The sequence below is a fragment of the Candidatus Acidiferrales bacterium genome, assembly GCA_036514995.1.
In the GTDB taxonomy this organism is placed as follows: domain Bacteria; phylum Acidobacteriota; class Terriglobia; order Acidiferrales; family DATBWB01; genus DATBWB01.
Window position 1 is genome coordinate 1 of the sequence record DATBWB010000063.1, and the last position, 24,716, is coordinate 24,716.

A 24,716-nucleotide genomic window follows, 5' to 3' on the forward strand; every position below is an offset into this window, starting at 1 on the left:
ATATGTTTGGCGACAAAAACGTGATCGGGCTGATACCGGCCCTCGGCGATCGCCTGCGCCCCGTCCACAAACGTGTCCGGTAGTGGTTCGGTGCCGACATAGACGACCGGCAAGAGATGCTCCGCCTGTTTCAATTGGAAGGAGACCTTTTTGCCATCGCGCCGGATGGAGCCGTTCACGACGTCGCCCGCCACCCGCAGCCGCTTGCTGAAGGCAGCCGAATCCCCCGCCTGCAATTCCGCGATGGTGACGTAGTAGGTTTTGCTCTCGCGCACGCCGGCAAGCCCCAGCCACACCACCACCGCGACGATTATTCCTCCACCCACCAGAAATTTTGTTTTTGGTTTCATCATGGTTCGCTCATCCTTGCCCTGCCTGCCGGCAGCCTCGGGACGGCACTCCCTCCCGGGCGGCGCTTCCCTCTTGCTGCCTAGTCTCAAGATTTAGGATGATTCTAGATTAGAGTGAGGCGCGGAGCAAGCGGTTCGCCGTCCACCGCATCCTGCACCCACGCCGCAAGACCTAGCTCGGCCGGGGCACTCCACTCGGCTACTCTCGCCGCTCGCTGATGCCCCCGCGCCGGCTACGGCCCCCACACCCATCCGGGCCGCAATCCACGCACCCCCCAGCGGCCCCGCGCGGCCGTAATGCCCTCCAAGCCACCCCCAAAAAGCGCGAAAAAATTCGCCCTTCTACCCGCTGGACACAATTCCAAACTGTGTCCTAAATTCCCCTGGACACACCCCCCCCAACGTGCTACATACCCCTGCCCATGGGACACATCGGCCGAGCCAGCCACCATTCAGCGGGTACAAACTCTTTACATCTTTTTACTTTGCTGTAACCTTTTGCCTTTATAATGGAAGTACCCTTCAAAGTGTTTCATTTTGCCTGAGGAGGATTGCATGAGAAAGAATTTCGTCGCCACGATTTGCCTGGTTCTGCTCGCCGTCGCCCTCGTATTTGCCGGGGGAGTGAAAGGCAAGTGGGACAAGGCGGCTGCGGTTGAGAAGATGCGGACCGAACTCAGCCTCTCCCCCCAACAAGTGACCCAGCTCGAGACTCTCTACACCGAGCTTGAACCCCTGATGGCCAAGACCGATACCCTGTACAAGGAACTCGAGCGCCTGAAGGCCAGTTCGACCCCCGACGCGGCCACCATCTCCGCCAAGCAAGCCGAATTCGCTAACGCCAAGTCGGAGCTAAAGTCGAAGAAGCACGCTGGCTATCAGCGCATTCTGACTTCCGAGCAGTTCGCCAAATGGGAGCAGATGAAAAAAGCGCAGATGGCCGAATACACCAAGAAGTAGCCAGGATTTGAAATCGTAGGGCAACTCAGGGTTGTGAGTTGCCCTATATTTTTTGCGCGCGCTAGGGGATTGGGCCGGGAAGCGAGCGGCGGCGCCCCGTTCCTCTTCGATGCGCAGCAACAAAATTCTCCTCCGCACCGAGCCCCGAGGCTCCAGCCTCGGGGACCAAGCCTGGGGGCTCGCGACTTCAATCCAAGCTCGACAGGTTCATGTTAGACTGCGCCTCGACCAGGGGGTGGTTTGGCAAATGAACTTCCAGCAAAAACGGGTGGCGTGGTGGATGTGCGCCGCCCTGCTGGTTCCCGGCTTGGCTCCGGCGCCCCGATACATCGGGGCGGCGCAGCCGTGGCCGTCGCGGGCTCGGCCGAAGCTGGTCGTCTTGCTGGTGGTTGACCAGATGCGGGCCGACTACATCGACAAGTTCCAACACCAGTGGACCGGCGGCTTGCGCCGGCTGATCGACGGCGGCGCCTGGTTCCGGCAAGCCGCCTACCCGTACCTGAGCACAGTCACCTGCGCCGGGCACGCCACGATTTCCACCGGCACTTTCCCGGCCACGCACGGCATGGTGTTGAATGCCTGGTGGGATCGCGAATCGGGAAAAGGGCGAGGCTGCACGGAAGATCCGCGGAGTCAAGTCATCAGCTACAGCGCGGCGGCGAAAGGCGGCCACAGCCCCGTTCGCCTTGCCGTCCCCACGTTCGCCGACGAACTGCGCGCGCAGATGGGCCCGTCTTCGCGCATCGTCATCCTCTCGCTCAAACCGCGCAGTGCGATCATGCTTGCCGGTCAGCGCGCCGACGTGGTCACCTGGTTCGATACGGGAGCAGGATCCTGGGTCACCTCGTTGGCCTACACAACTTCGCCGGTGTCCTTCCTGGAAAAGTTTCTGCAAGCGCATCCCGTGGAAAAGGATTTTGGGAAGTCCTGGAGCCGCACGCTGCCCGATCGCGCTTACCTGTTCGAGGACAACGCGGCTGACGAAAAACCCCCGCCAGGCTGGACCGCGATTTTTCCGCATGGGCTCAAGGGCCAGAGCAACGAGCCCGCCCAGAACCAAGCGACCGGTATTCCCAGTGAGTCTTTGGCGGGCAAGCCGGACATTGGCTTTTATGAGGCGTGGGTGGAGAGCCCGTTCTCGGATGCCTACCTGGGCCGGATGGCGCAGGCCGCGGTGGACGCGCTCGGCCTCGGCAAAGGCCGCGGCACCGACTTCCTCGGGGTAGGCTTTTCCGCGCTCGACTTTGTCGGCCACGACTTCGGTCCGCGCAGCCACGAGGTGCAGGACATGCTCGTGCGGCTGGATGCCACGGTCGGCGCTCTGCTCTCACACCTGGATCGCGCTGTCGGACCGGGGAACTATGTGGTGGCGCTATCGGCCGATCACGGGGTAGCCCCGATCCCCGAGCAGATGTCAAGGGAGGGATTGGACGCAGGCCGAATCGTGACCAACCAGGTCGTGGAACGCGTCGAGCAAGCGCTCGAGCCGCTCTTCGCTCCGGGCAAGCCCGCCCAAAACCAATCCGACAGTATTTCCAAGGGGTCTTTGGCGGGCAAGCACGTGGCGCGCATGCTGTACACGGACTTCTATTTCGCGCCGGGCGTGTACCAGAAGCTGGCCGCCGATTCCGCAGCCATGCAAGTCGCCATGGATGCGATCCTCGCTGTGCCCGGCGTGTGGCGGGTGTTTCGCGGCGACGAGCTCGGCGACCTGCGGGACACCGGCGACCGGGTTGCGCGCGCGGCGGCCCTGAGCTACTACCCCGGTCGGAGCGGCGACCTCATCGTCGTGCCGAAACCGTACTGGTTTTTCGTGCTTGCTTCAGAAGAACTGCCCCCCGGCCCCGCCGCCACCCATGGCACGGCCTACGCCTACGATGCGCGCGTGCCGTTGATTCTGATGGGCCGGGGGATCAAGCCGGGAGAATATCTGGTGCCGGCGACCCCAGCCGATATCGCACCCACACTGGCCTTTCTGTGCGGGATCACGCTGGCTCGAACCGACGGCCGCGTGCTTGCCGAGGCGCTCGTCGCTCGGCCACCGGCGGAAAGCCACTCGCCGCAGCAGTAGGGGCCCGCGGCTCCCAGCTCGAGACAATCCAGTTAATCCTCTTCGTGCTAAACTCGGCGCACTATGATGACCAAGCTGTTCGCTCGCTTTTCTCGAAAACATATCGGCAGGTGTGTTGTTGGGCTGCTGGTTGTGCTGGCCGTGGTCTTGCCCGCCAGCCGTCTCCGAGCGGCGGCTGACCGCAGCGGCGGTGAGCGCGTCTTGGCCGTGGGGGACATCCACGGCGACTTCGACGCATTAGTGGCCATCCTTCAGCAGGCGGGGTTGATTGACTCGAAGCACCGTTGGACGGGCCGGAATGCCACGTTGGTGCAGACGGGAGACTTCCTCGACCGCGGCCCCAGGGTCCGCGAAGTGATGGACCTGCTGGGGACGCTGGAAAAGCAGGCGCCGAAGAAAGGCGGGCGTGTCGTTGTCCTGCTGGGCAACCACGAAATGATGAACCTCATCGGCGACCTGCGCTACGTGACGCCCGAGAATTATGCCGGTTTTGCGGACAGGAAATCGGAGATCCGCCGGAAGGCCGCCTACCAGGCCTACGTGGAATGGCGCCAGTGGCGCGCCCAGGCCCGGAAACAACCGCCGCCGGTATTCACGCCGGCGATGGAAAAGGCCTGGATGGAGGCGCACCCGCCTGGCTTCGTGGAACACCGGGAAGCCTTCGGGCCGGAGAAGAAATACGGCCGGTGGCTGCGGGAGCGCCCGGCCGTCGTCCGGATGAGTGACGGGGTCTTCCTCCACGGCGGCATCAGCCCGCAACTGGCGTCCTGGAAAGTGGAGGCGATCGGTCAGCGGATCAAGGACGAGATCAAGGCCTTCGATGCATATAAAGAGTATCTGGTGGCACAGAAGCTGATCCTGCCGTTTTTTACCCTCGAAGAGATGACTGCCGCGGCACAAGCGGAGCTGGAGGCCCGCAAGGCGGAAGCGGTCCAAAAGGCAGCGGAGGCGGCCAAGGAGGGCAAGACCGCTGAGCCATCCGCACAAGAGAAGCAACACCTCAAGATGCTGGAGGATTTCCTGGGCTACCCGAACTGGTTGAGTATCCACCCGGAGGGGCCGCTGTGGTTCCGCGGTTTCGCGCAGTGGCCGGAAGAAGAGGGCGCATCGCACGTGGCGAACCTGCTCGGAAGCTATGGCGCAGCCCATTTCGTGGTGGGCCACACGCCCCAACTTGACGGGCGGATCCAGGCCCGCTTCGGCGGAAAGGTATTCCTGATCGATACGGGGATGCTGGCGAGCTACTACCAGGGAGGCCGGGCGTCGGCGCTGGAGATCCAGAACGGCAAGTTCACGGCGATCTACCTCGACCAGCGTAGCGTGCTGCTCGACCGCGGGGCCACCCGCGGCGGCGGGTGGCCATCGAGCATGGCGAGCTTTCATGCGGCTGCGGAACTCCCCGGCGGCGGATCGGCGTACGAGCCCCGATGGTATCGGGGCGAGCTGCAGGAGCCGTCGCGCGCTGCGCCACCCGTCACGCCGGTGCCGGCCCCGGTTGTATCGGGGCGGGTGTGGCTGGGGCCGGACGGCGAGCCGCTGCCCTTCATTAGCGACGAAGAGGTGCTCGAGTTCCTGCGCACCGCCAAAGTGATCAAGATGAAAGAGATCAGCCAAGGGATCACGCATCCCCGGAAAGTGTTGCTGGAGAAAGACGGGATCCGGATGCACGCCATCTTCCGCGACATAAACGAGGAGAAAACTGTCACCACCTTGGCCAGTGGACAAACGGAGATGTTCTTCCGCGACAGCTTCATCTTCGAGTGCGCGGCCTACGAACTCAGCCGGTTGCTGGGGCTGGATAACGTGCCGCCAGTGGTGGAGCGGAGGGTTCACGGCACCAGCGGATCGCTCCAAATCTGGGTCGAGAACGCCATGACCGAGACCATTAGGCAGAAGAGGAAAATCTCCCCGCCCGACTTAACGCGCTGGAACCAGCAGGTGCAGGTGATGCGGGTCTTCGACAACCTTGTTTACAACACCGACCGCAACCAGGGCAATATCCTGTTCACTACCGACTGGAAGCTGTGGCTGATTGACCACACGCGTGCCTTCCGTCGCCATACCGATCTGAAGGAGCCCAAAGGGATTGTCCAGTGCGAACGCAACCTCTGGGAAAGACTGCGGACGCTCGACGAGGAGGCCGCAAGGCAGCATTGCAAGAAATATCTCCGCTCGCCCGAAATCGAGGCGCTGCTCAAGCGGCGGAAGAAGCTGGTCGAGCACATCCAAAAGCTCATCGCCGAGCGTGGCCAGCAGCAGGTGCTCTTCACGTTTGAATAGTCTGGAGCCGGGCCGGCCTTCCTGACTCCCGTCGCCCCGCTTGTGAAAAGAACCCCGCTCCATCTTACCCAATAGAATGTTCTTTTCGGCCCTGGCGCGGCCAGCTTTGGCTTGGCGAGGTCCCACGGCCGCTTTTAGCTGCAAGGAGTTACCGTCAGTGTCAGCCGATTCTTCCAGCCGCCGGCCAACGGCCCATCCCCATCGCTCCCTCAAGCATTTGATTGCCTATCTGGTTAGACTGGAGTAGGGTTGGCAAACAATTCCACATTCTGGAACGTAGGCGCAACGGCGCCGCAGCTTGGACCGCTGGGCGGTTGCCATGACTAGGGAAACAGGGGCATTCGCGCTTCTTCTGGTTGCCCTATTCGCAAACTTACCTGTTGCCTTTGCCCAGGAGGTGCCGGAGAAAGCTACCGGGGCGCCGGCAACTGTCCAGGCAGTTCCACCAGCGAACGCCCCGGATGCCACTTCCGCCGCAGCGCCTCCTGGGCGCATTGTGGATGGCCGGATGGAATCGGGCACGGCAAGGAAAATTGTCCGCGTGCCTCTCTATCCGCTCATCGGACTGGGCAAGGGACTCGAAAAGGGACTGCTGGCGCTCGAAGAACACAACCTCCGACAAAAATTGAACTATTGGCAGTACTGGCTCCAGCAGCACCACCTGCAGCCGCTGACTGGCGGGATGGGTACGGGAACCGGGTTCGCCCTGGGCATAAGAATCTTTGACGACGATTTCCTGCACCGCAGGATTCGTTTCGAAATGCCCCTGCGGTACTCCACCAACAACTATCAACAGTTTGGAACGATGCTCGGTTTCTCGCTCCTCCGCGACCGCAAGCTCTTCCTCGATCTGGCCACGCAGTATCGTTCGCGGCCACAAGAAGATTTCTTCGGCCTGGGCGACGGGTCGTTTGAGAACGATAGGACCAATTACAAGCTGCAGGATCGTAACGCTGGCGCCGTGATCGGAACCGAAATCGGCGGGCGTGCCCGCTTCGATTTCGGCGTCCGTTACACCAACACAAACGTCTCCGGCGGGGAAGACGACCGATTCCCTTCGACCGAGCAGAAGTTCCCGATCTTGGCCGGGCTTGCCCGCGGCTCTTCGCTGTTGCGCTACGGCTTCTCCGCCATGTACACCGCGCTCGATAACCCGCTCGACCCGAAGAAGGGGTTCCGCTGGCGGGGGCGTTTTTATTGGGTGGATTCACTGAATTCAGACAATTTTGATTTTTACGACTATGGCCTGGTGGCGGACGGCTACGTGCCCCTGGGAAGAAGGAGGACGCTGGCCGTGCGCCTGGTGGCTGACTTCCGCCAGGAGCGCGACGCCGGGCAGATTCCTTTCTACTTGCTGCCCTACCTGGGCGGTAGCCGCACCATGCGCGGCTTTCGTGAGTTCCGCTTCTACGACGCCAATGCGCTGCTCGTGAACATTGAATATCGCCATCAGGTTTGGAAGTTCGTTGACTTCGTGCTCTTCACCGATCAGGGCCAGGTGGCGCGCGAGCCGGGTGATTTTTCTTTCGAGCGCTTCCGTACCGGCTACGGCGCCGGATTGCGCGTGAAGAGCCTCCGCGGCGTCGCGCTTCGTTTCGATGTGGGCCGGTCGAGCGAGGGCTGGCGTTTCTACTTTACCTTCAGCCCGGAGTTCTAAAGGATGAAACCTTTTCGAGCGCTGCTGGCCATTTGGCTGATCGGAACCGTGGCCGCTCCGTCGCCCGCGGTGGCGCGCCAGAAGCCGTCGCCCGGGCCGCCCATCGAATTAGATTTCGACATGAACGATATTCCGGAACCGAAGGTCCGGAGGAACAGCCAGTATTACGACTTTTTCGACGCCACATTTTTCCAGCAGGCCAAGCAAGCCTTCGATATCCCGCGCCATGTGCGGAAGAGACCGGCCGCGAACGCGAACGCGGTGGATCAGGTGCCCGATTCGAGCTGGTTCACCAACCGCAACGGGCGCCGGCCCATGAGCCTCGAGGAAATCAAGCGCGGGTCGAATACCCCCGACGGGCCCGACCCCCAGGGTCCGTGGATTGTTTCCCGCAAGACTTCCGGCATCACGCCCGGCTTCAGGATCAGGGATGCGCGCGGACAGCGATACGGCATCAAGTTTGACCCGCCCGATTACCCGGAGATGGCCAGCGGGGCCGAAGTCGTTGCCACCAAGCTCTACCATGCGAGCGGATACAACACGCCGGAGAACTACATTGTCCGGTTCCGCCCCGAGATCCTGCAGATTGCGCCGGACGCCACGGTTGTGGACTGGCGCGGCGCCGAGCGGCGCATGACGGCAAAGGATCTCGACGACGTGCTCTCCAAGGTTCCTCGCCTCCCGGACGGAACGGTGCGCGCGCTGGCCAGCAAGTGGCTCTCGGGCAAACCCCAAGGCCCTTTCCGCTACTATGGCCTGCGCCAAGATGATCCGAATGATTGGATCCCGCACGAGCATCGCCGGGAATTGCGCGGGCTGCGCGTGATCGCCTCGTGGCTGAACGACAACGACATCCGCGAACAGAATACGCTGGACATGTACGTGACCCAGGATGGACGCCGCTTCCTGCGCCACTACCTGATTGACTTCGGATCGGCGCTTGGCTCAGAGACACTCTTTCCCAATACCGACCGCGTCGGATTCGAGTACATCCTGGACGCGGGGGAAATTTCGAAAGCCTTTTTGTCGCTGGGCGCGCACAATCGTCCCTGGGGCCACCGCCGCACCATCCTCTACAAGTCCATTGGTTACATCGAGTCCGAGATGTTTCATCCCGGGCGATGGAAACCGAATTATCCGATCATCGCTTTCGAAAACATGACCTCGGCTGACGCTTACTGGGCCGCGAAAATCGTCATGTCGTTTACCGACGAACAGATTCGCGCCGCCGTTGACACCGCCGAATACAGCGACCCGGCCGCGGCCGATTACCTGTCGCGTATCTTGATGGAGCGGCGAGACAAGATCGGCCGATATTGGTTCACTCGGGCCGGCGGAGTGGACAATTTTCGGGTGGTGGCGGATGCCGGTCGGCCACCCGTGTTGCCGTTCGACGACCTGGTGGCAAGACACGGGTTTGCGACGCCTGCGGAGCGAGTCTATCGTTATCGTGTGCTGCGCGATGAGCGGAGAACCCCCTGGCAGGAGTTGTCACAGGAGGCGCGCTTGGCGGTGCCGCTGGGTGCGACGGAACCCCGTGGTGTCCAGGTAGTCGAAGTTCAGGTGCGAGATCGAAAGCACAGCCCGTGGTCGCCGGCCGTTGCCATTCACCTCGGCGAGGAAGAGAGAAGGCTCCGCATTTTAGGTTGGGTCCGGGCGGACAAATGAAGGGCAGTAGCAAGTACCGTGCGGCAGGCCTGGTCCGCGGGCCCGAGCATCGTAAGGGCGAAGCCTGAACCCGCTGTTGGCATCAAACAGGAGGGAGTTTCCCGGCCCATGACACGGTTCATTGAACGGCTGCTGAATCTCCAGCGTGGAGACCTGGGCCGTGGCGCCCTTTTGTTCGCCTACCTGTTCCTGATCATGGCCAGCTACATCGTGGCCAGAGTCACCCGCGATGCGCTCTTCCTGGACAAGTTTAAGGCGGTGCAACTGCCCTATGCCGACATTGCCATCGCCCTGCTCGTGGGATTTGTGGTGGCCGGATACATTCGCGCCGGGCGACGCACCGGCTTGCGCAACCTGCTCTCGGGAAGTTTGCTCTTTTTCGCTGCCAACTGCCTCTTGTTCTGGTGGTTGGCTCACTACCACCAGCCCTCTTGGCTTTACCCGGTGATCTACGTCTGGGTGGGCATCTTCGGAGTCTTGGCGGTGGCGCAGGTGTGGACGCTGGCCAACTATGTGCTGACCACGCGCGAAGCCAAGCGGGTGTTCGGGCTGGTCGGGAGCGGTGCCATTTCGGGCGCGATCTTCGGCGGGAAGTTCGCCAATGCCGTTGCCCCCAGGTTCGGCACCGAAAGCCTGTTGTTCGCAATGGCGATAGCCATCGTGATTTGCGCCGGGTTGGTCTTGTTGATCTGGCGGCAGAGGCAGGCCACCCTGGTGGAGATAGAGGAGCCGGCGCAGGCGACCAGCGAGGCGGGACCACAGAACCTGCGCGAGAGCTTGCGGCTGGTGTGGTCCTCGCCGTACCTGCAGACGATTGCTGGCCTCATTTTGATGGCCTCGATCGTGACCAGCGTGGCGGGCTGGCAATTCAAGGCCATCGCCAAACAATTCATTCCCCCCAAGAATGAACTCGCGGCCTTCTTTGGAGATTTCTATTTCTACGCCGGGCTGGCCGGCTTGCTCGTACAGTTGCTGCTCACCTCGCGCGTGCTGCGGCGTTTCGGCCTGGGCCCGGCGCTGTTCGTTGTGCCGGTGGCGTTGCTGCTTGGCTCGGTCGGCGTGCTCGTCTGGGGCACGCTCTTGGCCGCCATCGGGCTGAGGGGCGGCATCAACGTCTTGCAGTATTCGATCGACAAGTCCACGGTCGAGCTGCTCTATTTGCCCGTGCCGGCAAATGTGAAAGTCCAGGTGAAATCGTTCATTGATACGGTGATCTGGCGGATGGGAGACGGCCTGGCCGCCGTGGCCGTGTTGGTCTTTGCGACCTATCAGGGCTGGCAGGCCCGCCAGGTGAGCTGGGTCAACCTGGTGTTGATCCTGGGCTGGCTGACGGCCGCTCTGATAGCGCGCCGAGAGTACGTGGCCACCCTGCGAGAATCCATCCACCAGCACCGGCTCGACGCCGAGAGGTCCTTGGCGCCGGTGCTGGACCGTTCCACTACGGAGATTCTGGTCGCCAACCTGCGTGCTGCCGACCCCAAACAGATTCTTTATGCACTGAGCCTGTTAGAATTGAGCCATAAAGTGGCGGCGCATCCGGCTGTGCGCGACCTGCTCAACCATCCCGCGCCCGAAGTCCGCCAAAAGGCCATCTCCATCCTGACGGCAGCGGGCGACAAAACGGTTCTGCCGCAGATCGACCTACTGCTGCACGACCCCCACCTGGAGGTCCGCACCGAGGCCCTGCTCTACCTCACCCATCATGCCCGCATCGATCCGCTCGCCCGTATCGAGGAGCTGGGCAACTTCGGCGACTTTTCCATCCGCTCGGCCATCGTGGCCTTCCTGGCCCGGCCCGGGGAGGCGCAAAACCTCGAAGCCGCCCGGATGCTCCTCGACGCTATGGTGGAGCAGAGCGGGCCGGAAGGGCAGCGAGCACGCCTGGAAGCAGCCCGGCTCATCTGCGTGCTGCCCGACCATTTCGATCATGAGCTCCGCCGGTTGCTGGCCGATCCGGACGTCGAAGTGGCCCGACAGGCCATTTGCGCTGTGGGTACTTTGCGCAAGCGCCGCTTCATCCCGCGTGTGCTTGCCTGGCTGACGGACCCGCAACTGGCAACCCATGTCGCCGAGGCGCTAGCCAAATTCGGCGATCGAATTGTGGGCACAGTGCGCGACCACCTGACCGACCCGGCCGTGCCCATCGAGGTTCGGCGGGAGATCCCCGGCGCGCTCGTGCGCATAGGCACCCCGGCCGCCGAGCGCGTCCTGGTCGAGAACTTGCTCGAAAGCGACACTACCCTGCGCTTCCGGATCATTTCGTCGCTGAACAAGCTCCACCAGCTCCACCCGGAATTCGGACTCGACGGGCAGATGATCGAAACGGTGCTGGCCGCGGAAATCCTGGGCCACTACCGCTCTTACCAGATCTTGGGAACCCTGGGCGCAAACCTGGAGAGCGACGAGCCGGTCGCCCGTGGCCTGCGCGAGTCCATGAACCAGGAAGTGGAGCGCATCTTCCGGCTGCTCGGGCTTCTCTATACCCGCTACGACCTGCACAGCGCCTATTTCGGAGTGCAATCAGACAACGCGGTGGTGCACGCCAACGCGCTGGAGTTGCTGGACAACATCCTGAAGCCGCAGCTCCGCAATGTGCTCCTGCCGTTGCTGGATAGTGGGGTGAGCGCCGCCGAACGAGTCCGGCTGGCCAACCGGCTGGTGGGCGCGAAAGTCGAGACCCGCGAAGAGGCAGTAGCCGCGCTGGTATCGAGCGAAGACCCCTGGCTCAAATCGTGCGGGGCGCACGCCATCGGCACCCTCGGCTTGAGGTCGCTCGAGCGGGAATTGGATAACTGCCTGAACCATCCTGACCCGCTGCTCCGCGAAACGGCTAGGCAGGCCAAGCTGCGCCTGGGAACGCTGTCGAAAGCCGCCCCCGCCTGACCTTCAAGCTGTAGAACACGGAGAATCGAATTCGAAATCAGCAGCCCGCGAGCCACCGCATGAAAAGGCGCCGCACACTGATCACCTCTCCTCTTGAGTGGCAGATGACTGCCGCTCCCGTGCCGCATCCCGTACAACCGGTGATCGCTGAGCGTGGTGGAACCGAGCTCCGTACCCCGCGGCCGGTGGTCATTGTTGACACCCGCGAGCAGAATCCATTCTCTTTCGCTCGCTTTCGTGGCTGGTTTAAGGGCGTGGAGAAAAAGCCGTTGAAGCTGGGCGACTACTCGGTCGCCGGATTGGAAGAGATTTGTGCCGTGGAGCGGAAAGACCTTTCTGACTTGGTTCACTCCTTCACCGTCGGGCGGCCCTTGTTCATCGACCGGCTCCGGCAAATGAGCCAATACCGGCAACGCTTGTTGGTGATCACCGCCGCCCTGAGTCAGGTCAAGTCGCCCTATTCCTATAGCCGCGTCAGCCCCAACCAAATCACCCAGTCGCTCATTGCCGTCTTGGCGGGGCTGCAGGTGCCGTTTCTCTGCGTAGAGACCCATGAATTGGGCGAAGAGATTGTTGCCTCGTATTTGTATCAGGTTTTTCTTTACCATTGGCTGGAGAGCAACGACTATGGCCGGTTCCTCGCCGACGATGATCTGTAATGCTTCTAAAGCACGACTTGGAGTGCGGGAGCTTGCTCCCGCTTTGGAAAGCGGCGGCTAGCCGACGCACTCCAATACGGCGACCGATGCCCATCGCTGCCGGTCCGGAGGAGGCACAACCTTCACATTAGATCTATAGTGATGCGCAGACCACCGGGCGTTTCCGCAGTTGCGCCAGCTCTGAGCTGCGCCACACCGGGATTCGAGGCATCAGTCGCGGCTCCCACACCGCATGTTATACTCGCCGGTCAGCACCTCCCGGAGACAAAGCTGTGAGCGACCTGACGTACCTGGCCGCCATCGAAATGGCGCAAATGATCCGCAGCAAAAGAATTTCTCCGGTGGAACTTGTTCGAGCCCACCTGGATCGGGCCGAAAAGCTGCATCCACAATTGAATGCGATGGTGCATCTCGAGCGGGATCGCGCGCTGGAGCAGGCGCTGGCAGCCGAGCAGGCGGTGATGCGCGGCGAGCGGCTGGGGCCGCTGCACGGCGTGCCGGTGACGATCAAAAGTTCGATTGACGTTGCCGGGCTCCGGTGTGAAGCAGGGACAAAGCTGCGCGCTGGATGCGTGCCTGAGAAGGACGCTCCGCTGGTGGCGCGACTGAAAGCAGCCGGTGCCATCATCCTGGCGAACACGAACGTGCCCGAGATGCTGATGGCCTACGAGACGGACAATGTTCTGCACGGCAGGACGAATAATCCGTGGGACCTGACGCGCACACCCGGCGGCTCAAGCGGAGGCGAAGCGGCAGCGATTGCTGCGGGCTGCTCTGCGGCAGGCGTGGGCAGTGATGGCGGCGGTTCCATTCGCGTTCCGGCGCATTTCAGCGGCATTTGCGGGTTGAAGCCCACACCCGGCCGCATTCCGGCGACGGGCCACTTCCCCCCTTGCGTCGGACCATTCGCAGGGCTCGGTGTGGTCGGACCCATGGCGCGCAGGGTGCGCGACCTGGAAGCTCTTCTGAAGGTCATGGCGGGGCCGGACGAGGGCGACGTTTGTTCGGCGCCCGTGCCATTCCGGCCGGCGAGTGAGGACGAGGTACGTCGGCTGCGCATCGGTTACTTTGAGGATGACGGCGAGACCACTGTTACACCCGAAACGCGGGCCGCCGTCCGCGCCGCAGCCAAGGCACTCGAGCAGCAAGGGCTTGAAGTCGAGCCGTTTCGTCCCGAGGGCCTTGAGCACGCCCGACAGCTCTGGTGGACGCTCTTCGGCCTCGCTGGTGGGCTGGTGCTCGGGCCAATCCTCGCAGGTCACGAGTCCGAGCTGAGTCCGATTCTGCGGGAGTTTGTCGCGATGGTAGCAGCAGAGCCTCCGCTGACACTGGATTGCCTCCTCAATGCCTTGATAGAGCGCGACCAATGCCGCACCCGTTTGCTGGAGCAGATGCAGAAGTTCCCGATCCTGCTTTGCCCGGTCTGTGCCATTCCGGCATTCCGCCACGGTGAGCGCGCCTGGATGATTGACGGGCAAACCGTCAATTATCTCGATGCCATGCGTTATACACAGTGGTTCAACCTCACGGGCAATCCGGCGGCGGTGGTTCCTGTAGGGCGGTCGCCGGAAGAGCTGCCCATCGGCGTGCAAGTGGTTGGCCGGCCCTGGGAAGAAGAAGTCGTGCTGGCAGTGGCGGCGAGGATCGAGCAGGCGTGCGGAGGCTGGCAGAAGCCGCCGCTCTGAGGCGCGGCGATTGACTGAACCTCGCGGTGAGACATTCTGGCGGGGAAAGGAGAAAGCCATGGAGGCCGGAACCAACATCGGCATTCGAACCGAGGGTGGCGACTCCACGGCCTGAACTCGGTGATCAAGTGGGTGGTGTGGGGCCACGGAGCTCAAAAAACTGGAGAGGCATTCCATGAGGAAAGCTAACCGTTATCTGCTTGGTGCGATTCTGGCAGTCGCCGTAGTCTCCCTGCCGGCTTTTCCAAGTGGCTGGCAGCATGTGGGTGCGGTGACCGGCATCGAGGTCAAGCCCAACGGATTGCAGTTGCAAGCCGGGCAGGCGCGGGTGTGGGTGGTGGCGATCAGCGAATCAGTGATTCGTGTGCGGCTGGCGCCGGAGGGCTCTTTCCCGGCTGATTTTTCTTGGGCGGTCGTGCCCTCGAGCTCGCCGGCTCCGCACGTAACCGTGAAGGATTCTGCAAAGGCGATCGAAGTGGTCACCTCGCGCCTTCGCGCGCGCATTCAAAAGTCGCCCCTGCTGATTTCCTTTCTGGACGCAGCCGGAAACGTCATCCAGCAGGACTTCCCGCACCGGCCCATGGGCTGGAACCAGGGCCAGGTGCGTGTCTGGAAGACGATGCCGCCGGAGGAGTTCTACTACGGCCTGGGCGACAAAGCCGGGCCGCTTAACCGGCGCAACCAGACCTACACGATGTGGAACACTGACGCCTTTGGATGGCAGGAGTCCACCGACCCGCTCTACAAATCAATCCCCTTTTTCCTGGGCCTGCGGCGCGGCGTCGCCTACGGCCTCTTCTTCGACAACACCTACCGCAGCAGCTTTGATTTCGGGAAAGAATCTGAGGCTCTCTACTCCTTTGGGGCCGAAGGCGGAGAGCTGAACTACTACTTCTTCTACGGCCCGCACCCCAAGAAGGTGCTCGAGGACTTCAGCACCCTTATCGGGAACACGCCGCTGCCGCCGCTCTGGACGCTCGGCTATCAGCAGTGCCGCTATAGCTACTATCCCGAAGCGCGCGTGCGCGAGGTTGCGCGGACATTTCGAGAGAAGAAAATCCCCGCCGACGTGGTCTATCTTGACATCGACTACCAGGAGGGCAACCGTCCTTTCACCATCGACCGTCAACGCTTCCCCAATTTTGAAGGGATGATCCGCGACCTCGGCGCGCAGGGGTTCAAGGTTATCGCCATCACCGACCTGCACATCAAGCAAGAGCCTGGCTATGCGCCCTACGATCAGGGGATGGCCGGCGACCACTTCGTGAAAAACCCTGACGGTTCCGCCTACGTGGGGAAAGTCTGGCCGGGAGACAGCGTGTTTCCGGATTTCACGCTCACGAAAACCCGCGAATGGTGGGGCACGCTTTACAAAGACTTCGTCAACATGGGCATTCGCGGTTTCTGGAACGATATGAACGAGCCGGCCATCTTTGAGCGCGCCGACAAAACCATGCCGCTCGACACCATGCACCGCCTGGACGGCGGAATTACGAAGGACCACCGCGCCATCCACAACGTCTATGGGATGCTGAATGCCCGGGCAACCTTTGAGGGCCTGCGGCGGCTGCGGTCGGATGAACGGCCATTCGTGCTGACGCGCGCCGCCTATGCCGGGACGCAGCGGTACGCCGCCTCGTGGACGGGTGACAACACGAGTTCGTGGAACCATCTACGGTTGACCGTGCCCAATCTGCTGAGTCTGGGCGTTTCCGGCTACCCCTTCGTCGGTGTGGACATCGGCGGGTTCTGGGGCAGCCCTCCCGCGGACCTGCTCACGCGCTGGATCGCTCTCGGCGTGTTCACCCCCATGTTCCGCAACCACACGATGAAGGGAAGCGCTGACCAGGAACCCTGGGTGCACGGCCCGGAGCATGAAGCCATCCGGCGGCGCTACATTGAGCTGCGCTATCAGTTGCTGCCCTACATCTACACGAACTTCGAGGAGACCACGCGCACCGGCATTCCGCTGATGCGTCCCATTTTCCTCGAATACCCGGAGGCGCGAGAGTTTTACGGCGAGGATCGCGCATTCCTCTTCGGGCGCGACCTGCTGGTGGCCCCCAAAGTGTTCGAGATGCTTGACGCCTATGACGTGAACCTGCCTCCCGGCGAGTGGTACGACTACTGGACCGGAAAGAAGTACCGGAGTGGCCGTGCCCTGGAGATCAATCCGCCGCTCGACCTTGTGCCGCTGTACGTCAGGGCCGGTGCCATCCTGCCGCAGCAGCCGGTTGTGCAGCACACTGACGAGGTGCCAACTGGACCTCTGCAGTTGCGCGTTTACCCCGGGAGTGAGTGCGGGGGTTCGCTCTACCTCGACGACGGCAAGACGTTTGCCTACACGCGCGGTGAAACTCTGCGCGTGGCCTACACCTGCCAGCCAGCAGCCGATTCGCTGGCCATCATCAGTTCCGCCCACAAGGGTAACTACAAGCCCTGGTGGAAAAATGTCCGCGTCGAAATCTTCGGTGTCGAGAAAGCTCCGAAAGAAGTGGGCGCGGGCGGAAGGAGCGTCACCGACTGGAGCTACAACGCGGAGCAGAAAACTGTGACGCTGGCCTTGCCCGATTCGTCCACAGGATGGGAAATCCGCCTTAGCTTTTAGGCACGCAAGCGCCGCCCACCCAGCTCCGGCTCGGGACTGGATTGGGTGCTAGCCCCTTAACCAGCTTTCGAAGAAGGCACGAGCTTTGGCGCCTTCGAAGCGGCGGCGCACTGCGTCGATCACACGGAGGCGTACAGATTCACCTGAGCCGAAAAATCCGATCCAGTATGGGATGTGGAGATCCAGTGAAACGAGCTCTGCGCGAATACGCAAACCGCGGATACGGAAGAAGCCAGTGTGGAAGATGACGCGCCGGAGCTTGTCCTCGAGCAGGCGGAGCGCCTGACCATCCTCGAGCACCGGCTCTGGCCGATTGCGAGTTTCAACCTGCACCAGCTCGGCTTCATCGGGCATGCGGTCGAACTGGTAAAGATCGAGCGACCCACTCACCGCATCCAGGGCAAACCACGACGTTTGACGGCTTGCCGCGTTAGAAATCTCCACCTGGTAGAGACGGTACGGAACATGCACATCTGCGACCGAGCGCAACGCCCCGCTCTGAACCCACCGCACCAGGCCGGCAATCCCCCCGCGGAGTTTCTCGATCGCCTCCGCCCGGTTGACGTTTGGCTTCAGGCTATGGACGGTGACCATGGGCCAGCTCCTTCCGCCCTATCGGAAGTAGATCCACAAGCCGATTACTGTGGCCAACAACAAGGCGGTGAAAATCACGTTCAGGCGATGCTCGAGCCTCGTTTCCCGAGCGAGCTTGTGGCCCGGCACAAGGGTCGTGTCAAGCTTATCGTTGACAGTGGCAAAGGTGAGACCGGCCAACCTTCTACGATCGGGCGCGGGGGTTGTCAGGCTTACGAGAAACAGAATGCCGGAGCAAATCACGAACATCAGGATTGCGTAGTGGAGGAAGTTCATGCCCACCAGCCAGCGGATTGCCGGCGAGGTGAAGTGAGCGCTCTTGTCCCACACTTCGAACACGAAACGCACCGCCCCCAGCACGAAGCCCACCAGCAGCGAGCTAATGGCGCCGGTGCCGTTCAGCCGCGGCCAGAGGATCCCGAAGATGAAGCAGACGGCGATGGGCGGGCTAATGTAAGCCTGCACGCTCTGAAGATAAATGTAGAGTTGCGAACTGAGCAGCTTGATGAACGGCACCCAGAGAATTCCCAGCAGCACCATAACGCCGGTTGCGGCGCGGCCGAAGGTGACCAGTTGCCGTTCGGTGGCGTCGGGACGCAGCTTCTTATAGAAATCGAGCGTAACCAACGTGGACGCCGAGTTGAACACCGCACTCATTGCCCCCATCAACGCTGCCAGCAACGCCGCGATCATCAACCCGACCAGGCCAATCGGCAGCAGGTTCACGATCAGCGTCGGGTAGGCGATGTCGCCATTGGTCACCCGGCCGTTCTCAACCGTGAACAGTTGGGGAAACAGGCCGAAGGCGATCAAGCCCGGCAACACCAGGATGAATACCGGGAGAATCTTAAGAAAGCCGGCAAAGATGGTGCCGGCTCGGGCATGTCCTTCGTCTTTGCCGGAGAGGACTCGCTGCACCATCACCTGGTCGGTACACCAGTACCAGATGCCGAGAATGGGGGCGCCCAGGAAAATACCGGTCCACGGAAATTCGGGGTGATCGATGGCTTTGATCATGTGGAAATAGTCAGGTGGGACCGCCGCCCTCAAGCCGGCAAAGCCACCGACTTTATCCAGGCCGATCAAGGTGAGCACGACAGCGCCCGCGATGAGGATGAGCGTTTGCACCAGGTCGGTGTAGATCACTGCCGCCAGCCCCCCGGCAATGGTGTAAATCCCCGTCGCCACAACAAGGATGACAGCCGCGGTCAGCGGGTTCCAGCCCACAACGCGTTCCAACACTACGGCCGCCGCATAAAGATGCACGGAGATCTTCGTAAAGATGTAGGCAAGAATCGAGATGCTGGCCAGATAAATGCTGCACTGGCGGTTGAACCGGCGTTCCAAAAATTCGGGCATGGTGAAGACATTGGAGCGCAGGTAGAAGGGTACGAAGACCCAACCGAGGATAAGCACGATGATGCAGGCCAGCCACTCGAAGTGGCCAACCGCCAGTCCCGAGGTCGCACCGGAACCTGCCAGCCCAATAAAGTGCTCGGTGGAAATGTTCGAGACGAAGAGCGAAGCGCCGATGGCGAACCAGCCGACATTGCGGCTGGCCAGGAAGTAGTCCTCCGAGGTTCGTTCCCGTCGCGAGAAATAGAAGCCGATGGCGAAGACAATCACGAAATAAAAGGCAATGATGCCGACATCCACCGGCGCCAGGGCCCTGTGCGTCACTGCCGTTGCCGCGGCGAGGAGCATCGGTTCCTCCTATGCTTCAAATGCTTCGAATCTGCCGATCCTGCAAGCGGACATCAGGCACAACGATCCCCCGAAGAGCTGCGACAGCCGTCAAACGTGCCGTAGAAGGCTAGGCCGATGGTCACCCTCCGGGCCCTCCAACCTTGATTTTTGTGTGCTTGTCCGCCAAACGGAAAGTTGAACTCTATAACAGCCGTCCGTTAATCTCAACGGTTCTGTGTTTTGATTCGGCTTTCCGGAAGCCCTCGCCGTGGACGATGGCCGGCGGTTTTTTCTCTTTCTCCTTGTCTCGAACCTTCGGGGTTTTCTTCCCGCGAGAGCGCGCACTGGCCGCTGGCTCAACGCCTCCGAGCGTATTCGTGCTATGATGGCTGCGCCCGGGTTAAATGGTCTGAGGGTTCCCCCAGGAAATTCGAGACGTTGGAAACTGGAAGGGTGATGCCATGCGCAAAAGAATTCTCTCTGTCATCGTCGCGATTGCATGCGTTCTTGTTCCGGCTGGTCTTGTCCGGGCCGGCGGAACCCCCCTCGACGCCCAGGGGCATTCCTGGTGGCATCACGCCGTCGTCTATGAGATCTACCCGCGCAGCTTTGCCGACAGCAATAACGACGGGATCGGCGATTTGAATGGTATCACCGCGAAATTGGACTATCTGAAGTCACTTGGCGTGGATGCGATCTGGCTGACGCCCTGCTATCCGTCCCCGCAGGTGGACTTCGGCTACGATATTTCCGACTATCGGAACATCAATCCCGAGTACGGAACGCTCCAAGATTTCGACCGGCTGGTGGCGGAGGCCAAGAAGCGGAAAATACGCATCATCATGGACTTGGTCCTGAACCACACTTCTGACAAGCACCCCTGGTTTACGGACTCACGCTTGTCGCGCACTGCCAAGCATCGCGACTGGTACCTCTGGCGGGACGGCAAAGATTCGCGACCGCCGAACAACTGGCAGTCCATCTTCGGCGGATCGGCCTGGAAGTTTGATCCGCAAACCGGCCACTATTACTACCACTTCTTCTACGCCGAACAGCCGGACTTGAACTGGCGCAACCCGGAAGCTAAGAATGCCATGTTCGACGTCGTCCGCTTCTGGCTTGACCGCGGCGTGGCAGGGTTCCGCCTCGATGCCATCGCTACCATGTTTGAGGATCCCGCCCTCCCGGACAACCCCATGGCCCCCGGGATCAACTGGGTCGGCGATCCGAACCAGGAGTACAAGTACAACACCGGCCTGCCGGAAGTTCATGATATCTTGCGCGATCTGCGGAAACTTGTGGACACTTATGATGACCGCGTGCTCATTGGCGAGACATCGGGCAAGGATGTGCCGGATCTGTCTCGCTTCTTTGGCAGGAATCTGGACGAGATTCAGTTGCCCATGAACTTCTTCTTCACCAACACCAGTAAACTCTCCCCCGCTGAATTTCGCAAGCACATTGCCGCCTGGGACAGGAACCCGGCCGGCGGTTGGCCCATGTATCTCCTCAGCAACCACGACCTTGACCGGCACTACGTCCGCTATGGAGATGGCAAGAACAACTACGCCGTCGCCAAACTTACCGCCACCCTTCTGCTGACCCTGCGGGGCACTCCCCAGCTTTACTATGGGGAAGAGATCGGGATGGAGAATAACGACCCCAAGACCAAGGAGGACGTGAAGGATCCAATCGGAAAGCTCTTCTGGCCGAATTACAAGGGGCGTGACGGCGAGCGGACACCCATGCAGTGGGAAGACAAGCCCCATGCCGGCTTCAGCCAGGCGGCGCCGTGGCTGCCCGTCGCGCCGAGTTATCCCCGTCACAACGTCGCCACCCAGGACAAGGACCCCCATTCCATCCTCAACTTTTACCGGAAGTTGATTGCCTTACGCCGCCGCAGTCCCGCCTTGCTGGATGGCGAGTACGTGGTCTTGAACGAGAACAACCCTGATGTGCTTTCCTACCTGCGCAAGGCTTCGACGGAGACGGTGCTGGTGGTGCTCAACATGTCTTCGAGCCCGCAAAAAGTGGACTTCGACTTGACCCGCTATGGGCTTCCGGCAGAGAAGGTGAGGACCTTGCTTGGCAGCACGCCGGACAGGAAGAAATTCCGGAATCTCATTGGCTTCGAGCTTTCACCTTTTGAGGCTTACGTCGGTCGGCTGTCGAAGTAGCCCGCCGTGGCGGGCCAGGTCCGGCCCAGCCATGATGGGCTAGAAGGCGAGCCGGGTCGCGTCTTTCCCGGCCTGAGCTTCTTCCACCATCTGCGGCGCCAGAATGTTCCAGCTACCGAAGTGAGGTGACCACAGTCCCGCGCCCGTCTCGGCATCGTAGTTTTCGTGCATGCCGCCGGTGCGACGGATGTCATCCTCGAGCAAGCGCACGATCTTCTGCGCCAACTCGACTGCTTGCTGTTGATAGCCGTAGTTGAGCAGGCCGTGCATGACCAGGTAGTTGGCTACCACCCAGATAGGCCCCTGCCAGTTGGAGACGGTGCGATCGTAGCTTCCGTAAAGCCCTTTGCGCGCCTGGTTGTAGATCACCTCCTGCCGTGACACCGAGGGAACGCCGTATTGGCCCCAAAACGCCTCGGCCCGGAGCAGGTGCTTTTCGATCATCGCCTTGGCTCGCTCGGGCGGGGCGATTCCCGCCCATAGTGGCAGGAAGTTCGTCCAGGCTTCGAGCTTGATGAGTTCACCGCTGCCGGTATCGAGATTGAAGTACATCTGTTCCCCAGGAGACCAAAGATGTTGATTGATCTGGCGCGCAAGCAAGTCGGCTTTGGCGCGGTGACTCTGAGAATCCTCGGCCTTGCCGAGCCGGTCGGCGATCAACGACATCGCCAAATATTCGCGATACATATAGACACTGGCGTCCACGGCTTCGACCGAGTTGGGTGGCAAGCCCATCACCGCGGGATGGTTGTCCACCCCGCTTTCGACCGCGCTCAGCCACTGGAAGAGCAAATGCGGGCCACGGCGATGGGTCTCCCAGTAGTCGAGGAAGCGGCGCAAGTTCTGGTAATAACGACCTTCGAGCCATGTGAAGTCGCCGAGCGCCTTGGCTGCCAAAAACGCGCCCTGGGCAAGGAAGGGCTTGCACTGCTCGGGCGCATAAAAGATCCGTGAGGGGTCCACGGTGCGCGGGGTATAGCCGTTCGATGCCGTCAGTTCCAGAAAGTTTCGGACGGAATCTCGCAGGTACTCTCCCTTGCCATCCCGCAGGAACGCGACACCTTCAAAAAAGCTGTCCCAATCGAACAGTTGGTGATAAACGCCGAGAGGAATCCCCAACTCGGCGCGCCGGGCATAGATGTCGCCGCGAGTGGCAGCGATCTCAGCTTCGGGGTTACTCGGGATCAAGTAAGGAAAGCGCAAGATGCCGGCGGGTGGGCGAACCAGCGCCGGCTTGAGTTTCCCCACGTGCTGGGCCAGCAATTCTCCCGGCTGGCCCGCCAAAGACTCTTTCCCGCCAGTGCCCAAAGTGTTCTGGGCGGGCTGGTGAGCTGCCTTGCCTGCCGGGGCCGGCCCGGTCGTGGTCGCAGCCTGGCCAGCCAATTGCGAAGGTGCCAAGAGCGCGAAGTACGTCACCAAGACGGCCGGGCCTAGCCAGCGGGCTTGTAAGAAGAGCGAAGGAAAGCGCGATCCGTTCCCCATCGGTTCCTCCCTATCGAATAGTATGGTTAGACGAGGTTACCGGGCAGAGGTTATTTGCCCCGGTCGTGCCTTACGATGTGAGCCCTCGTCGCGGTGATCCCGCTCGAAACGTTCGAGTCTTTCGATGGCCCGTCAAGGATTGGCGGTCTGAGCTTTTTGGAGCTGCTCGGCCAGTTTGAGCTCGCGCTCCGCCTCCTCGGTCTTCCCCATTTTTTGGTAGGCCTGGCCCAGGAGGTGGTGACCCACAAAGTTGTTGGGATCCATCTTGAGCGCTCGTTGCAGCATGCGGGTGGCGAGTTCCGTCTCACCCTTTTTCAAAAGCACCTTGCCCATCAAAACGTAAGGCCCGCTGGCTGTCGCGTCCAGCCAAATGGAACGCTGGAGAAGCCTTTCGGCCTCTTCAAATTTCATGACACGCGAGTACGCATCCGCCAGCTTGTAGTAGGTGGCGGCGTGCGCCCGGTTGATCTCCAGCTCTTTCTCGAATTCAGCGATCGCTTCCGGAATTCTCGATTTGTACATGTAGAGTTCGCCCAGAAGAAAATGGGCCAGCGGAAGTTTCGGGTCGAGCGCGACCGCCTTCTGAGCATGCTCCTCCGCCACCGGGTCGAATTCCTGCCGCAAAAGCATCCGGGCGAGGAAGAGATGACTCGCCCCGGAATCTTCAGGGACGTTGAACATGGTCGCGAAAGCCTTCCTCGCTTGGGCGTAGTTCTTGGTTTGAATGTAGCAGAGGCCCAGGACGTAGGAAGCGTCCACATTGGCCACCGGATACCAGGACCGTACCTTCTCCAGCAGCGGAATGGCTTCCGCCGGTCTGCCGGTGAGGTAATAGGAAAGCCCAAGCAACTGGACAGCTTCTTTGTCGTTTGGGTCCTCCTGCACCGCCCGCTTCAGGTACGGAAGCGCTTGCGCGAAATTGCTCATCTTGTAGTAAGCGGTCCCCAAGCCCCGCGCCACTCCCTTGAGGTTTGGCTCGCGGAGTTCCATTTCTTTCAGGCGGGCGATGGCCTCATCAATCTTGCCCTGTTCGATAAGGGCGCGCGCAACCGTGATTTCCTCCGCTCGCTCTTGAACCTGAGAGGGAGCACTCTGGGGTCGGGCGTGGACGAAAGTCATGAAAGAAAGCAGGAGCAAAGAGCTACCCGTAGCAAGGCGTCTGGACACCATCTTGATTTACCTCGTGACTCAGGGTCTGTTGAGCGATGCCCTAAGGTTAGCCCAAAAATTGGATCGTGGGGAGAGTGACTTCCGGTGCCCGACAAGTTTCAATCCGTAAAACGCGCCGCAACAAAAAGGGAGCCCACCCGGGCTCCCTTTGATCTCGCCGTTGGTAGAGCTTTGAGCTAGAAGTGGAGCCTGATGCCCCACTGCACGTTGCGCATCGCTCCGCCCGCGGCCTTGATGACGCCGTCGTTGGTTGCGTCGCAGTCCACGCAACTGCTGCCCCCGAACCCGAACGCGCTGAAGAAGACTCCCGGGGTCCCCAGGTTGAGATGGTTGAACACATTGAAAACCTCAAAGCGGAACTGACCGCGGAGTCTCTCCGTAATCGTGAAGTTCTTGAAGACGGATAGGTCGGTGTTAAAGAATTGGGGCCCGCGGCCCGAGTTGCGCTCGGCGTTCCCGAATTCGCCAAACTGAGACCGGCGCCATGGCCCGGAGGTTTCTCCACTGTTCAGGCCCTGTTGAAGGGGCGGTAGAGTGGCAATCGGAAACCAGCGGTTCTTGTCACCGTAGCTGACATCTGCAAGCTGGTCGGGGCGACAGGGACCCGCCGCGGTGTCGATGTCTGCGCTGCAGTTCCTATAGCCGAAACTGAATGGCAGACCAGTGCTCCAATTGGTGATGGTGTTGAGTTGCCAGCCCCCCACCAGGTAATCCAACCCTGTGGAAGCGTCCCCCAAGAACCGCTTGCCTTTGCCAAACGGTAGCTCCCAAAGGTTGGTGAAGATG

At 61.2% G+C, this 24,716-nt stretch carries 16 protein-coding genes; 10 read left to right on the forward strand and 6 right to left on the reverse strand.

Features of this window, described 5'->3' with window-relative positions:
* Window positions 1-353: cytochrome c maturation protein CcmE (locus VIH17_04800; protein HEY4682552.1), on the reverse strand; the 353-nt coding region annotated here is incomplete at its 3' end.
* A 552-nt stretch (window positions 354-905) separates the two neighbouring features.
* Between VIH17_04800 and VIH17_04805 the strand changes: the two genes are divergently transcribed.
* The 9 genes from VIH17_04805 to VIH17_04845 all read left to right on the forward strand — a co-directional run bounded on the left by VIH17_04805 (window position 906) and on the right by VIH17_04845 (window position 16,821).
* A complete protein-coding gene (locus tag VIH17_04805) occupies window positions 906-1,310 on the forward strand; it encodes a hypothetical protein (protein ID HEY4682553.1) in 405 nt (134 codons plus the stop codon).
* 247 nt (window positions 1,311-1,557) lie between these two features.
* Window positions 1,558-3,381 (forward strand): alkaline phosphatase family protein, encoded by a 1,824-nt coding sequence (locus VIH17_04810; GenBank protein HEY4682554.1) that lies wholly within the window; start codon window positions 1,558-1,560, stop codon window positions 3,379-3,381.
* 63 nt (window positions 3,382-3,444) lie between these two features.
* Entirely contained in the window at window positions 3,445-5,661 is a 2,217-nt protein-coding gene (locus VIH17_04815) for a metallophosphoesterase (GenBank protein ID HEY4682555.1), read from the forward strand.
* Between the two features lie 508 nt (window positions 5,662-6,169).
* A complete protein-coding gene (locus tag VIH17_04820; protein ID HEY4682556.1) occupies window positions 6,170-7,318 on the forward strand; it encodes a BamA/TamA family outer membrane protein in 1,149 nt (382 codons plus the stop codon).
* Window positions 7,319-7,321: 3 nt separating this feature from the next.
* Window positions 7,322-8,986 (forward strand): hypothetical protein, encoded by a 1,665-nt coding sequence (locus tag VIH17_04825; protein ID HEY4682557.1) that lies wholly within the window; start codon window positions 7,322-7,324, stop codon window positions 8,984-8,986.
* 108 nt (window positions 8,987-9,094) lie between these two features.
* Window positions 9,095-11,869, forward strand: coding sequence for an Npt1/Npt2 family nucleotide transporter (locus tag VIH17_04830; protein ID HEY4682558.1), 2,775 nt, complete (start codon window positions 9,095-9,097; stop codon window positions 11,867-11,869).
* 59 nt (window positions 11,870-11,928) lie between these two features.
* Window positions 11,929-12,528 carry an ERCC4 domain-containing protein gene (locus VIH17_04835; GenBank protein ID HEY4682559.1) on the forward strand — a complete coding sequence of 200 codons (600 nt, stop codon included), beginning with the start codon at window positions 11,929-11,931 and terminating at the stop codon, window positions 12,526-12,528.
* Window positions 12,529-12,800: 272 nt separating this feature from the next.
* The gene (locus VIH17_04840; GenBank protein HEY4682560.1) at window positions 12,801-14,213 is read left to right on the forward strand and encodes an amidase; all 1,413 of its coding nucleotides are present in this window, start codon (window positions 12,801-12,803) and stop codon (window positions 14,211-14,213) included.
* A 175-nt stretch (window positions 14,214-14,388) separates the two neighbouring features.
* A complete protein-coding gene (locus VIH17_04845) occupies window positions 14,389-16,821 on the forward strand; it encodes a glycoside hydrolase family 31 protein (GenBank protein HEY4682561.1) in 2,433 nt (810 codons plus the stop codon).
* 48 nt (window positions 16,822-16,869) lie between these two features.
* Here the strand turns inward: VIH17_04845 and VIH17_04850 are convergent, their stop codons facing one another.
* Both VIH17_04850 and VIH17_04855 read right to left on the reverse strand, forming a co-directional pair.
* Complete coding sequence (locus VIH17_04850) at window positions 16,870-17,415, reverse strand: hypothetical protein (protein ID HEY4682562.1); 546 nt, start codon at window positions 17,413-17,415, stop codon at window positions 16,870-16,872.
* An 18-nt stretch (window positions 17,416-17,433) separates the two neighbouring features.
* The gene (locus tag VIH17_04855; GenBank protein ID HEY4682563.1) at window positions 17,434-19,119 is read right to left on the reverse strand and encodes a sodium:solute symporter; all 1,686 of its coding nucleotides are present in this window, start codon (window positions 19,117-19,119) and stop codon (window positions 17,434-17,436) included.
* Between the two features lie 443 nt (window positions 19,120-19,562).
* Between VIH17_04855 and VIH17_04860 the strand changes: the two genes are divergently transcribed.
* A complete protein-coding gene (locus VIH17_04860) occupies window positions 19,563-21,278 on the forward strand; it encodes an alpha-glucosidase (protein ID HEY4682564.1) in 1,716 nt (571 codons plus the stop codon).
* 39 nt (window positions 21,279-21,317) lie between these two features.
* On the opposite strand, the gene VIH17_04865 is transcribed toward VIH17_04860, so the two are convergent.
* The 3 genes from VIH17_04865 to VIH17_04875 all read right to left on the reverse strand — a co-directional run.
* Window positions 21,318-22,760: a trehalase family glycosidase gene (locus VIH17_04865; protein ID HEY4682565.1), complete on the reverse strand. Its 1,443-nt coding sequence runs from the start codon at window positions 22,758-22,760 to the stop codon at window positions 21,318-21,320.
* Window positions 22,761-22,892: 132 nt separating this feature from the next.
* The gene (locus VIH17_04870; GenBank protein ID HEY4682566.1) at window positions 22,893-23,930 is read right to left on the reverse strand and encodes a tetratricopeptide repeat protein; all 1,038 of its coding nucleotides are present in this window, start codon (window positions 23,928-23,930) and stop codon (window positions 22,893-22,895) included.
* A 176-nt stretch (window positions 23,931-24,106) separates the two neighbouring features.
* A partial coding sequence (locus VIH17_04875; protein ID HEY4682567.1) for a hypothetical protein occupies window positions 24,107-24,716 on the reverse strand: 610 nt, incomplete at its 5' end.